General features: G+C 63.5%; 13 protein-coding genes. 1 reads left to right on the top strand and 12 read right to left on the bottom strand.

What is annotated here, in order from left to right; genetic code table 11:
• Positions 1–23: 23 nt before the first annotated feature.
• Genes FYB76_RS12210 through FYB76_RS12235 form a run of 6 tightly spaced genes read right to left on the bottom strand, consistent with a single transcriptional unit; the run spans position 24 to position 5,248 of the window.
• Positions 24–446 carry a nuclear transport factor 2 family protein gene (locus FYB76_RS12210; protein ID WP_154133808.1) on the bottom strand — a complete coding sequence of 141 codons (423 nt, stop codon included), beginning with the start codon at positions 444–446 and terminating at the stop codon, positions 24–26.
• A 2-nt stretch (positions 447–448) separates the two neighbouring features.
• Entirely contained in the window at positions 449–1,309 is an 861-nt protein-coding gene (locus FYB76_RS12215) for an SDR family NAD(P)-dependent oxidoreductase (protein WP_154133809.1), read from the bottom strand.
• Positions 1,306–1,875: a DUF3833 domain-containing protein gene (locus tag FYB76_RS12220; protein ID WP_154133810.1), complete on the bottom strand. Its 570-nt coding sequence runs from the start codon at positions 1,873–1,875 to the stop codon at positions 1,306–1,308. The genes FYB76_RS12215 and FYB76_RS12220 overlap by 4 nt, the downstream gene beginning before the upstream one ends.
• Positions 1,876–1,878: 3 nt before the next feature.
• Positions 1,879–3,090 carry a cyclopropane-fatty-acyl-phospholipid synthase family protein gene (locus tag FYB76_RS12225; protein WP_088755331.1) on the bottom strand — a complete coding sequence of 404 codons (1,212 nt, stop codon included), beginning with the start codon at positions 3,088–3,090 and terminating at the stop codon, positions 1,879–1,881.
• Positions 3,087–3,941 carry a DUF1365 domain-containing protein gene (locus tag FYB76_RS12230; RefSeq protein ID WP_154133811.1) on the bottom strand — a complete coding sequence of 285 codons (855 nt, stop codon included), beginning with the start codon at positions 3,939–3,941 and terminating at the stop codon, positions 3,087–3,089. Before FYB76_RS12230 ends, FYB76_RS12225 begins: the two co-directional genes overlap by 4 nt.
• Positions 3,938–5,248, bottom strand: coding sequence for an NAD(P)/FAD-dependent oxidoreductase (locus FYB76_RS12235; protein ID WP_154133812.1), 1,311 nt, complete (start codon positions 5,246–5,248; stop codon positions 3,938–3,940). The genes FYB76_RS12230 and FYB76_RS12235 overlap by 4 nt, the downstream gene beginning before the upstream one ends.
• Before the next feature lie 226 nt (positions 5,249–5,474).
• Here FYB76_RS12235 and FYB76_RS12240 point away from each other — a divergent pair, with 226 nt between their 5' ends.
• A complete protein-coding gene (locus FYB76_RS12240) occupies positions 5,475–6,083 on the top strand; it encodes a TetR/AcrR family transcriptional regulator (RefSeq protein ID WP_154133813.1) in 609 nt (202 codons plus the stop codon).
• A gap of 44 nt (positions 6,084–6,127) precedes the next feature.
• Here FYB76_RS12240 and FYB76_RS12245 read toward each other — a convergent pair whose 3' ends face one another.
• The 6 genes from FYB76_RS12245 to FYB76_RS12270 all read right to left on the bottom strand — a co-directional run bounded on the left by FYB76_RS12245 (position 6,128) and on the right by FYB76_RS12270 (position 12,129).
• The gene (locus FYB76_RS12245; RefSeq protein WP_154133814.1) at positions 6,128–6,994 is read right to left on the bottom strand and encodes an amidohydrolase; all 867 of its coding nucleotides are present in this window, start codon (positions 6,992–6,994) and stop codon (positions 6,128–6,130) included.
• A gap of 142 nt (positions 6,995–7,136) precedes the next feature.
• Positions 7,137–8,075 (bottom strand): ABC transporter substrate-binding protein, encoded by a 939-nt coding sequence (locus FYB76_RS12250; RefSeq protein ID WP_088755336.1) that lies wholly within the window; start codon positions 8,073–8,075, stop codon positions 7,137–7,139.
• Between the two features lie 82 nt (positions 8,076–8,157).
• A complete protein-coding gene (locus tag FYB76_RS12255) occupies positions 8,158–9,198 on the bottom strand; it encodes an ABC transporter permease (protein ID WP_154133815.1) in 1,041 nt (346 codons plus the stop codon).
• A gap of 71 nt (positions 9,199–9,269) precedes the next feature.
• A complete protein-coding gene (locus FYB76_RS12260; protein WP_154133816.1) occupies positions 9,270–10,826 on the bottom strand; it encodes a sugar ABC transporter ATP-binding protein in 1,557 nt (518 codons plus the stop codon).
• Positions 10,827–11,000: 174 nt separating this feature from the next.
• Entirely contained in the window at positions 11,001–11,345 is a 345-nt protein-coding gene (locus FYB76_RS12265; protein ID WP_088755339.1) for an L-rhamnose mutarotase, read from the bottom strand.
• Positions 11,346–11,352: 7 nt separating this feature from the next.
• On the bottom strand, positions 11,353–12,129 hold the full coding sequence (locus FYB76_RS12270; RefSeq protein WP_088755340.1) for an SDR family oxidoreductase: 777 nt from the start codon (positions 12,127–12,129) through the stop codon (positions 11,353–11,355).
• Position 12,130: the final 1 nt, after the last annotated feature.

Below are 12,130 nucleotides of genomic sequence, written 5' to 3' on the forward strand. Positions count from 1 at the left end.
TGATTGATTGATGTCCGACCGGATCAGTAGGGGGTGGCCCTGAACTTCCCCCGCAACCACTTCACCGGCCCGCCAATGACCGGCAACTTCTGCCACAGCTCTTCAGCCGCATCCCAGTAATCGCGATGCTCGGTGACCAGCCCCGCTGCATCGAAGCGGAAATGCGTGGCCCCGAGCACCGTGTAGAAACGTCCCTTGAGACGAAACTCGAAACGCCAGGTAGCGAAGGCCTGCTGCCCCTGCCCCATGCGCTCCAGGATCACGAAGCGCGGATCTTCGGTGGTCTCGAACATGTGCGCAAAGATGGCGCGGATGGAACGCAGACCTTTGATGTCGTTGAAGGGGTCCTTGAACAGGGCCTCTTGTGAATAAAATTCACCAATCCGTTCCAGGCTGCCAGGGTCCAGCGCGCCATACCAGTCCAGCAAGCGGTCAAGATGCTGCATGGTCAGCTCAGCATGAAGCGCTGGAACAGCATGAAGCGTAGCCGGAACGGCAGCAGCCGCAGGATCTTCAACCAAGCCGTGAAGCGCCGCGGGAAGTGGATCTCGAAGCGGCCTTCGGAGATCCCGCGCCAGATCGCGGTGGCCGCCTGCTGCGGCGTCTGGATGGCCGGCATGGGAAAGTCGTTCTTGTCGGTCAGGTCGGTCTTCACGAAGCCCGGATTGATCAGGTACACGTTCAATCCCTTGGGCCGCAAATCGCTATAAAGAATTTCCGCAAGATTGATCAACGCCGCCTTGCCGGGACCATACACGGTCGCCCCCGGCAGCCCCACATAACCGGCCACGCTGGCCACCAGCGCAATGCCGCCGCTGCCACGCGCCAGCATGTCGGGCAGCGCCGCACCGAGTGCCGAATAGACGCTGGCAACGTTGGTGCGCAAGGTGTGTTCGGCTTCGTCTTCCTGGACTTCCCAGGTGCGTTCAGGGCGATACTTGGCCGCACAGAACACCAGCAGGTCGATGCCGCCGAAGGCTTCCACGATGCGGGCATGCTGGTCGCGCCAGGCATCGTGGCAGAGCACATCCAGTGGTGCGATGAAGGCATTCTTGTGGGCCGCTGCGACCTCTTGCAGCACATCGGCGCGGCGCGCCGACAAGGCCACGCGGGCACCCGCCTGCAGCGCCTGGCGCGCCAGCTCGGCACCGATGCCGCTGGAGGCACCGACCAGCCAGATGCGCAGGCCACGCAGGTCGCTGACCGGTTGGTTCATCGGACCAAACAACACGGCCGGGCGAGAAATCGGGGCGCGCTCGTCGGCGGTGCCGGCGGCCTCCTTGGGCAGGGGCTTGGACTGGGTATTCATACGCCCTCCTTGCGGAAGAACAGCGTGACCTGGCCCACTTCCACACCGAACTTGCTCATGCTGGTGCGGTTGATGAGGGTACGTTCATCCATCTGGTACATCCAGTCATCCATCTGGACTTCGTATTGCTTGTCATTGACCGGCAGCAGCAGCGTGTAATTCCAGTGCAAGGCATTGCCGGCGGTCTGGCCGATGGCCTCGCCGATGACATCGCCGGCACGGCCGCGCCAGCTGTTGTCGCCCTGGCGTACCAGGGTCCAGACGCGCGTCTGGGTTTCGCCATCGTCATAGCGGAATCGCTCGTCCAGGGTCAGCGTATTGCCCTCCACGGTACCGGTCACGACCACATGGAAGCGCCGTGCCACTTCGCCACCGCGCTTCTGGAACATGCCCCAGGCTTCGGTGCGCCCCTTGAAGAACACCGCCGGATCGAACACCGGCGTCTTGCTGGCGTAGTCCGACAATTTCTGCGAGGCGCAGCCGCCCAGTGCCAGCGCCAGCAGCGCCAGCGTGATTCCCTTCCATAGGCGCGCGGGCAGGCCCGTACGCATCAGTTTGGCATCCATGACTCACTCCTTGTGCAAGAGGAATTGCACGACATCGGTCTGGCCTTCATCGAAGCCCACTTCGCAGAACACGTAATACAGCTGCCACAGGCGGCGGAAGCGCTCATCGAAACCTTGCGCGGCAATGGTCTCGCGCTGGGCCAGGAAAGCGTCATTCCAGCGGCGCAGGGTTTCGGCGTAATCACGGCCGAAATGGAAACGGTCGCGCGTGGCCAGCCCGGCACGCTGGGCGCAGCGCGAGAAGCGCTCATGGCTGGGCAGCATGCCGCCGGGGAAAATGAATTCACGAATGAAGTCGGCACTGTCGCGATAGCGTTCGAACACGGCTTCATCGATGGTGATCGACTGGATCAGGGCGTGACCACCGGGTTTCAGGCGCGCCGAGACCGTATCGAAATACGTTTGCCAGAAGCGCTCGCCGACGGCTTCGAACATCTCGATGGACACGATGGCATCGTATTGCCCGTCCAGATCGCGGTAGTCGCACAGTTCCAGATGGGCCAGATGATCGAGCTGCTGGTGGCGCATTCGCTCCTGGCCGAAGGCCAGTTGCGCCGGCGAGATCGTCACGCCATGCACGCGGATGCCCAGGCGCGCCGCATGTTCGGCAAAGCCGCCCCAGCCGCAGCCGATCTCCAGCACGCGGTCGCCGGCCCGCAGGCCGAGCTGGTCGACGATGCGCTGGTACTTGGCGGCCTGCGCCGAGGCCAGGCTCTGGCAGGGTTCGGTGAAGATGGCCGATGAATAGGTCATCGTCGGGTCCAGCCACAGGCGATAGAAATCGTTGCCCAGGTCGTAGTGCGCATGGATATTGCGGCGGCTGCCGCTGCGCGTGTTGGAACGCAGCAGGTGGCGCAGGCGATACCACAGCGAGGCCAGGCGTCCGCCTTCGACCGCGCTGGAGAGCATCGCGCGGTTGCGCATGGCCAGGCGCAGCAGCGCGGCCAGGTCGGGCGTCTCCACCCAGCCATTGCCGTAGGCTTCACCGAAGCCGATGTCGCCGGCACGCAGGATGGCACCGCAGGCACGCCAGTCGAGGATGCGCAGTTGCGCGCTGGGCGGCTGGCGCAGGTCGCCGAAGGTCAGCGTGGTGCCATGCGGCGTGATCAGTTCAAGATGGCCGTGATTGAGGCGTTCCAGCATCGCCAGGAACAGGCGGGCCGAAATCGGGCCGGCACGGCGGCCGGTAGTCTGCAGTGCGGGGCTGTTGTTCACGATAGGGTTTCCTTTCCAGAAGAAGGTCCTGTGGCGGCGACGCGCTCGGGCTTGCTGAACCAGGGCACGCGCTTGCGCCACAACAGCAAGGCCTGCCAGTGGATACGGGCGACCACGCCCAGGGTCAGCAGCGGCTGTGCACACAGCGCGCCGAAGGCCGTGGCCGCGGTCAGGGGATGCAGGTGGCCGCCCACCGAGGTGCGCATCAGGGGTTGCAAGCCCTGCGCGACGTCCGACGGGTGGCCGTGGTCGTAATAATCGATGCCGACGAAGGCGGTGTTGCCGCCAGCCTCCGCACGCCGTGCCTGGTCGCGGAAGCGGAAACGATAGAAACCGCGTACTTCGCAGAAGGGCGAGACGTGCATCAGCTTGTTGCACACCAGCCGCGTGTGCTCGTCGATGGCGCCCTCATCCGGCGCCGAGAGCAAATAGTGCTGGGTTTCGCCAAAGGTGTTGTTGACCTCCGCCAGAACCGCACGCAACTGGCCCGCGCCGTCATGGCACAGGAAGAAACTGACCGGATTGAAGACGAAGCCGAACAGGCGCGGAAAGGTCTGCAGCCAGATGGCACCGTCATGCGGCAGGCCCGCCTGTTGCAGGTGGCCACGTACCCAGGCAGCCAGGTCGCTGCCATCGCGCGGACCATAGTCGCGTGTACGCACGCACATCAGGCGGCGGCGATCCACCCCGAACCAGGCGTTGCCGGCTTGGTGGAGGCGCGCAAGATCGAGGCGCACGCAGAACACCGGATAGACGAACTTGTGCAGCACCGGACGCAGGCGCTGGTGCATCACCTGCCCGCTCAACAACAGCGCGGGCGCGTCGGTGCGGGCGGTCGGCGACGTGTTCATAGCGCGGCCCAATGCGGCGTCACGCCGAAGTCCTGGATGACACGCAAGGCCGATTTCAGGCCGTCTTCATGGAAACCGTAACCGGTCCACGCACCGGCGAACCATGCACGGTGCTTGCCCTGGATCTCCGGCAGGCGGCGCTGGGCGTCGATGGCGGGCTGGTCAAACACCGGATGCTCGTAGTCGAAACGTCCCATCACGGTAGCCGGATTGGGCGGCTGCGGCGGATTCAAGGTGAGGACGATGTCGGTCTTGCAGGGCAAGTCCTGCAGGCGGTTGAGCCAATAGCTCACGCACACGGCGCGGCTGCCGTCGCTGTGGCGCGAACCGAGGTAATTCCAGGCCGACCAGACCTTGTCCAGGTGCGGCATGAGCGAAACATCGCTGTGCAGCCAGGCGGTATTGGCCTGGTAACGCACGGCCGAGAGCACCTGATGTTCTTCGATGGTGGCGTCCTGCAGCAGGGCCAGGGTCTGCGGTGCGTGGGTGGCGAAGACCACGGCATCGAACTGTTCTTCGCGCGGCTCGGCGCCGCCGCTGCGCACCAGCACTCCCTGCTCATTGCGGGTGACACTGGTGAGGCGGCTGCCCAGGCGGACATCGTCGAGGGTGGCGGCGATGCGGCGCACGTACTCACGCGAACCGCCGCGCACCGTGCGCCAGCGCGGCCTGTTGTTGACCTGCAGCAGGCCGTGGTTGATGCAGAAGCGCAGGAAGGTCGCTGCCGGGAAATCGAGGATGTCCGAGGGCGAACTGGACCAGATCGCCGCCGCCATCGGGATCAGGTAGGCATCCCCGAAGAGGACGCCATAGCCGCCCTCCTCCAGCAAATGGCGCAAGCTGATCGGGCGCCCCTCGCAGGCCGCCAGGTTGGCATGGGCCGCACGGTTGAAACGCAGGATGTCGCGCAGCATCCCCAGGAAGGCGGGTTGCAGCAAGCGCTTGCGCTGGGCGAAAACGGTATCGAGGTTGGTGCCGGCCCATTCGAAGCTGCCTTCATCCATCGACACCCCGAAAGACATGTCGGTATCGTAGGTCTCGACCTTCAGTTCCTCGAACAGCGCAATCAGGTTGGGATAGGTCCAGTCGTTGAAGACCAGGAAACCGGTATCGACCGGAAACGGCACGCCCTCCGGCGCGATGTCCACCGTATTGGCATGGCCGCCCAGCGTGGGCGCGGACTCGAACAGCACCACCTGGTGCTTGCGTGCCAGCAGGTAGGCGCTGGCCAGCCCGGAAATGCCGGCGCCGATGACGGCGATGCGCTGTTGGCTGCCTTGCCCGTTGGCTGCTGCGTTTGGATTCATGAAAACTTGCCCGCCTCTGTCTTTGTTATTGAAGTTCTGCCGTTGCCAGTCCTTGGGAATGTTCTCCCGCCCTGCTGGCCCGTGCTGCGTTTGGTGACCCGGGGCGGCGCTTGCTGTGGGGCTTTTTGGCCACCGGCGCCGCTTATTTGCTTCTCATCCTTGATTTAGGTGCTAAGATTACTACCAAAGAAAAATAAAATCTACTAATTAGTAACTTAAACTACCAATGAGTATTTTCGGCAAACTGAGCTTCAAGGACCAAGCCTTCAAATTACGGGAGAACGCCATCCTGGATGCCGCCACGACCGTCCTGGGCAGCAAGGGCTATGACCTGATGACCATGGACGACGTGGCCGGTGCAGTGGGCATCTCCAAACCCAGCCTGTACAAGCATTTCAAGTCCAAGGAAGAGCTGGTTGGCGAGACCATGCTGCGTCTCATCGATGGCGCCATTGACCAGCTGGCGCAGCTGGAGGACATCGCCAGCCCGCGCGGCAAGCTCGAAGCGATGCTGGAATGGGCGCTGCGGGTGCGCCTGGAAGGGGGCCTGCCCTTCCTGCCCTCCACCAGCGCGCATGTGCGCGAGATGCTCATGCGCAACGTGAAATACGTCATGCGCGTGCTCAAGCTCAACGGGCAACTGGAAAAGCTGGTGAAGGAGGCGCAGAAGAATGGCGAGCTCGATGCCGCCCTGCCCAGTGATGTGGTGTTGTACAGCTACTACGCACGCACCTGTGACCCGGCGGTGGATTACCTGCAGAAGTTCAGCAAGATGAGCAATGAAGAAATCGTGAAACACATGTTGCACGTGGCCTTCAACGGCTTCACGAAGTAAGGCAGGGTGCCGCCCGCTCAAAGGCGGCACCTGCCCCGCATGACTTACAGGCCGTAGCAGCGCGCCGCAGTCGTCCCCCACAACTGCTCCTGCTCGGCCGCCGACAGCCGCGTGGCCGCCCACTCGCGGACCACGCCCGCCACCTTGGCGTAGGAAGCGGCCAGCAGGCATACCGGCCAATCCGATCCAAACATCAGGCGTTGCGGGCCGAAGGCTTCCAGCGCCGTGTCCAGGCACAGGGCGATATTGTCGTAATCCTTCTGCCGCAATCCGCGCAACCAGTCCGCCTCGGTGACCAGTCCCGACAGCTTGCAGGCCACATGCGGCATGGCGGCCAAGGCGCGCAACTGGCGTTTCCATTCATTGAAAGAAGCTTCACTGCGCCCGAAGTCAGCCAGGGCCGGCTTGCCCAGGTGATCCAGCACCAGCCAGTGGGCGTCATGGCGGGCACAGAAAGCCTGCACCTCGGCCATCTGCCTGGCATGGACCAGCACGTCATAGACCAGCCCCTGCTGCTGCAGCCACTTGATGCCGGCATTGAAGGCCGGCGCCTCCAGGAAGGCGGTGACATCGGCTTCGTCCTGGACCTGGTGGCGAAAGCCCACCAGCTTGTCGCGTCCCCATTGGGCCACGTTGGCCGCCAGGTGCGGCGAGGACAGGTCTTCCCAGCCCACCACCCCGGCAATGCGGCGATCGGCCCGGGCCAGGTCCAGCAGGAAACCGGTCTCCTCGCGCCCGGCGCGGGCCTGCACGGCGATCGACGCATGCAGCCCTTCAGCATCGAGCACCGGATGCAGCTGTCCCGGCAGGCGATCACAGGCCAGCAATTCCATGCCCTTTCCGATCCAGGGATAGTCGTCGGCGCGATAGCGCCAGAAGTGCTGATGGGCGTCGATACGGAGGGGTTTCATGGCGCAGTCTCGGGAGGGAGGAGGAGAACGAAGCGTTTCCGCATCCCTTAGTTTTTTCTGGACGAAAACTTAGAAACGGGAAACCGAAAACTTAGGGATTTCCCCGGACCGTGCCGGGGAAACCGCAGGATGCCAGACCAGATCAGTCGTACAGCACTTCCTTGATCTTGGGATCGTCGATGTTGCTCTTGTCGTACCAATAGAAGCCGGTATCGATGACCTTGGGCAACTTCTCGCCCTTGATCGCCTTGACCGCCGCTTCCACGGTCTTGTAGCCGATGCCCACCGGGTTCTGGGTGATGGCCCCGGCCATCACGCCTTCACGGATGGCATCCTTCTGCTGCTTGCCGGAGTCGTAGCCGATGATGATGATCTTGCGCTTCATCTCCTTGACGCCATTGACCACACCGATGGCCGAGCCTTCGTTGGTGCCGAAGACACCCTTGATCTTGGGATAGGCCTGCAGGATGGACTTGGTGACTTCGGTCGACTTCAACTGGTCACCCGCGCCATATTGCACGCTGACCACCTTGATCTTGGGATAGTTGGCCTTGATGCGCTCCAGGAAGCCATCGCGGCGATCCACACCGGTACGGCTGGTCTGGTCGTGGGCCACCACGGCCACTTCGCCTTCCTTGCCGATCAGTTCGGCCATCTTGTCGGCGGCCAGCGCCGCAGCGGCACGGTTGTCGGTGGTGGCGGTGGTCACGGGGATGTCGCTGTCCACGCCCGAGTCAAAAGCGACCACCGGGATCTTGGCGGCTTGCGCCTTCTTCAGCAGGGGGATGGCGGCCTTGCTGTCCAGGGCGGCAAAGCCGATGGCTTGCGGCTTCTTGGCGAGGGCGGCGGAGAGCATGTCGATCTGCTTGTCGACCATGGCCTCGGTTTCCGGACCTTCGAAGGTGACCTTCACCTTCAGATCGCGGCCGGCCTGGTCGGCACCGGCTTTGACAGCCTGCCAGAACTGGTGCTGGAAGCCCTTGGAAATGAGCGGCACATACACTTCCTGCGCGTGCGCGGCCGAAGTGCCGACAGCGAAGGCCAGGCCCAGGGCAGCGGCCAGTAACTTGTTCTTGAACACGGTACGTCTCCTTTTGTTATCGATGATGGAGTGCCGGAAATGGCGCTTCCGGCGGGGCTTGCATTACTACAGGGAAATCATGTCATGCACGGCGGCGGCGGCGCAGGATGTCCAGGTACACGGCCAGGATGATGATGACGCCGGTCACCACCGTCTGCCACTCCTGCGCCACCGACATGATGCGCAGGCCATTGACCAGCACGCTCATGATGAAAGCGCCGATGATGGTCCCCAGGATGGTGCCGGTGCCGCCCGAGAGGGAAGTCCCGCCAATCACCACGGCGGCAATCGCATCGAGCTCGTAGCCCTGACCCAGCGCGGGCTGGGCCGAATTGAGGCGGGAGGCGATGATGAGACCGGCGATGCCGCAGATGGCGCCCGAGAAGGTATAGACCGCGACCTTCCAGAAATCCACCTTCACGCCCGACAGGCGCAGCGCTTCCTCGTTGCTGCCCAGGGCAAAGGTATAGCGGCCGAACACCGTCTTGTTGAGGATGACCGAGGCCGCGATGGCGACGATGAACAGGATCAGCACCGCATTGGGAATGGGCAGCGAGGGAATGAGCTCGCCGATCAACGAATCCTGGGCGATGGCCGAGAAGCCCTCGGTATCGTTGAAGTAGATCGGGCGCGTACCGGAGATCACCAGCGACAGGCCCTTCAACAGCATCATCATGCCCAGCGTGGCAATGAAGGGCGGCACCTTCAGCTTGGCGATCACCATGCCGGAGATCCAGCCCGAGAGCGCGCCAAAGAAGATCGCCGCCGCAATGCCCAGCGGCAGCGGCATGCCCCAGTTGGTCAGCACCACACCGGCCATGACGGCACAGAAGGTCATCATGGTGCCCACCGACAGGTCGATGCCGGAGGTGATGATGACGTAGGTGCAGGCAATGGCCAGCACGCCGTTGACGGCGGTGGACTGCAGGATGCTGACCAGGTTGTCCACCTCCATGAAGTTGGGCGAGGCGAAGCTGAAGAACAGGATCATCAGCAGCAGGCTGGCAAAGGCCAGCAGCTTCTGGCGCGCCGCCGGATTGAAGAGGCGGGCGCGCAGGCCCGAGGGGGAAGCGGTATTGGCCATGGTGGATGCGGAAGGGGCGGAGTGGATTTGGTTTGCCATGATCGGTGTGTCTCTCTTGTCAGGTCTTGGGGCCCGGTGTTGCTTGTGACTTGTGGCCTGTGGCTTGCGGCTTATTGCGCCACGGCCGATTCGCGCTGCGTGGCCAGCTGCATGATGTTTTCCTGGGTGGCCTCGGCACGTGCCAGTTCACCGGTGACGCGGCCCTCGCACATGACCAGGATGCGGTGGCTCATGCGCAGCACCTCGGGCAGCTCGGAGGAAATCATCACGATGGCCTTGCCCTGTTCGGCCAGGGCATCGAGCAGCTTGTAGATCTCGCTCTTGGCACCGATGTCGATGCCGCGCGTGGGCTCATCGAAGAACAGGATGTCGCAGTCGCGCAGCAGCCACTTGGCAATCACGATCTTCTGCTGGTTGCCGCCCGAGAGCAGGCGCGCCTGCTGTTCCACCGAGGGGGTCTTGATGGCCAGCTGGCGCACGTAGCCCTGTGCCACTTCGCGGATGGCGCGCTGGTCCATGAAGCCGGCCTTGGTGAAGCGGCCCATGCTGGAGAGCGCGATGTTGGCCTGCACGTCCATGCCCACGGCCAGCCCGAAATGCTTGCGGTCTTCCGACAGGTAGCCGATGCCATGTGCCACTGCATCGGCCGGCTGGCGGATCACGGCCTTGCCGCCGTGGATGATGATCTCGCCCGACTCCAGCGGATCGGCACCGAAGATGGCGCGCGCCACCTCGGTGCGACCCGCGCCCATGAGGCCGGCAAAACCGAGGATTTCGCCCCGCCGCAATTGGAAGCTGACGTCACGGATGGCGCGGCCGCGATTGAGCCCGCGCACCTCCAGCACGACCTCGTTGCCGGACGTATCGGGCGGCATGCGTTGTTCGCCATCGAGCGCGCGACCCACCATCATGGAGATGATGGTGTCCATGGAGGTGCCCTGCATGGGGACGGTAGCGATGTACTTGCCATCGCGCATGACGCTGACGCGATCGGCGATCTGGCGCAGCTCGTCCATCTTGTGGGAGATGTAGACGATGCCCACGCCCTCGGCCTGCAGGTCGCGGATGATGCGGAACAGCTCGGCGATTTCGGCGTTGTTCAGGGCCGCGGTCGGCTCATCCATGATCAGTACGCGCGAATCGAAGGAGAGCGCCTTGGCGATCTCCACCATCTGCTGGCGCGCCACGGTGAGCTCGCCCACCGGCGTGCGCGGATCCATGTCCAGCCGCATGCGCGCGAAGATGGCCGCAGCCTGGCGATTCAGCTGTTCTTCGTCGATGATGAGGCCGAAGCCCTTGCGCGGCTCGCGGCCGATGAAGATGTTCTGCGCCGCTGACAGGTGGTTCATCAGGTTCAATTCCTGATGGATGATGCCGATGCCCAGCGCCTGCGCCTGGCGCGGCTCGGCGATTTCCACCGGCTTGCCGTCGAGCAGGATGTCGCCGCTGTCGCGCTGGTAGACGCCGGAGAGGATCTTCATCAGCGTGGATTTGCCGGCGCCGTTCTCGCCCATCAGGGCATGGACTTCGCCGGCCACCAGTTCGAACTGGCAATCGTCCAGCGCCAGCACGCCGGGAAAGCGCTTGCTGACATTGCGCAGGAGAATCAGCGGTGTAGCCGCTGCCGTCGCTCCTGCGCGGGCTGTTGTCTCGTGTTCTTGTTGCATGCTCACCTCGGATGCGGATGCATTGCCGGCCTGGGCGGGACCATGGCCATCGTCTGCGCGACTCTTCGTTCGCTGCTGTTGGGGGACTGCGTTGACTGCCTGCTGCCTACTGTACCGCCTTGCGAAAAACTTAGAAAGCGATTTGCAAAGTCTAAACTTTGCGACAATGAAAACTTAATCTTCCTGCGCGCCCAGATCGAAGATGCGCGTCATCGGCACCCACTTCTGTCCGGCCGGGGTCCACGGCGTGGGCGCCTGGAAGCGCCACATCAGCTCTTCCCACGCTCGCACCTTGGGGTCGCTTTCGCTTGCAGCCGCCATGGCAGCGGCGTCGAAGACGCTGTCATCGGTTTCCATCACCATCATCATGCGCGTGCCCAGGCGGTAGATCTCCATGCCGGTCACGCCCTGGCGGCGCAGGTGATCAGCAATCTCGGGCCAGATGCGCTGGTGATGCCGCTCATACTCGGCGATGAGGGCCGGATCATCCTTGAGGTCGAGGGCCAGTACGGTACGCATGGCGGCCTCAGGTCAGCGCGCGGTCGAGATGGGTATAGCCGCCATCGACGAAGACCCATTGCCCGGTGGTATGGGAGGAGCGGCCCGAGAGCAGGAATACCGCCATGTCCGCCATTTCTTCGGAGGTGGTGAAGCGCTTGCCCAGCGGGATCTTGCTGGTGATGGCATCGAGCTTCTCCTGCGGATTCTCGAAGGTGGCGATCCATTTCTCGTAGAGCGGGGTCATCACTTCGGCGGGAATCAGGGCGTTGACGCGCACGCCATCCTCGCGCAAGGCCGCAGCCCATTCGCGCGTGAGCGACAGTTGCGCCCCCTTGGAGGCGCAATAGCCGCTGGTATTGCCCTGCCCGGTCAGGGCGGTCTTGGAAGAGACATTGAGGATGGAACCGCGCGTGGCCTTCAGGTGCGGCACGCAGTAATGCGCCATCACGTAGTAATGGATGAGATTGCGCTCCAGCGACGCCACGAATTCATTGCGGCCGGCCTCCAGGCCCACGCTGTCATTGACGCCGGCATTGTTGACCAGGCCATCGAGCCGCCCGAAGCGGCGCACCGTCTCGGCGACCGCCTCGCCACAGCGCGCTTCGTCCTGCAATTCCAGCTGGAACAGGGCGGCGCGCGGCTGCACGCCGGTCAGGCGGGCCCAGAACTGCGGGTCCGGTTCGCTGCGCGCAAACACCACCGGTATCGCGCCTTCGGCAGCCAGTTGCAGGCTGATCGCGCCACCGATGCCGGAGGCGCCGCCGGTCACGATGACGACCTTGTCTTGCAGGTTCAAATCCACA

The organism is Herbaspirillum sp. CAH-3, assembly GCF_009668275.1.
GTDB classification, from domain to species: Bacteria; Pseudomonadota; Gammaproteobacteria; order Burkholderiales; family Burkholderiaceae_D; genus Herbaspirillum; species Herbaspirillum aquaticum.

Coding starts and splice junctions, on each gene's coding strand:
- FYB76_RS12210 (WP_154133808.1), bottom strand. CDS start 446: ATGCAGCATCTTGACCGCTTGCTGGACTGGTATGGCGCGCTGGACCCT.
- FYB76_RS12215 (WP_154133809.1), bottom strand. CDS start 1,309: ATGAATACCCAGTCCAAGCCCCTGCCCAAGGAGGCCGCCGGCACCGCC.
- FYB76_RS12220 (WP_154133810.1), bottom strand. CDS start 1,875: ATGGATGCCAAACTGATGCGTACGGGCCTGCCCGCGCGCCTATGGAAG.
- FYB76_RS12230 (WP_154133811.1), bottom strand. CDS start 3,941: ATGAACACGTCGCCGACCGCCCGCACCGACGCGCCCGCGCTGTTGTTG.
- FYB76_RS12235 (WP_154133812.1), bottom strand. CDS start 5,248: ATGAATCCAAACGCAGCAGCCAACGGGCAAGGCAGCCAACAGCGCATC.
- FYB76_RS12240 (WP_154133813.1), top strand. CDS start 5,475: ATGAGTATTTTCGGCAAACTGAGCTTCAAGGACCAAGCCTTCAAATTA.
- FYB76_RS12245 (WP_154133814.1), bottom strand. CDS start 6,994: ATGAAACCCCTCCGTATCGACGCCCATCAGCACTTCTGGCGCTATCGC.
- FYB76_RS12255 (WP_154133815.1), bottom strand. CDS start 9,198: ATGGCAAACCAAATCCACTCCGCCCCTTCCGCATCCACCATGGCCAAT.
- FYB76_RS12260 (WP_154133816.1), bottom strand. CDS start 10,826: ATGCAACAAGAACACGAGACAACAGCCCGCGCAGGAGCGACGGCAGCG.
- FYB76_RS12265 (WP_088755339.1), bottom strand. CDS start 11,345: ATGCGTACCGTACTGGCCCTCGACCTCAAGGATGATCCGGCCCTCATC.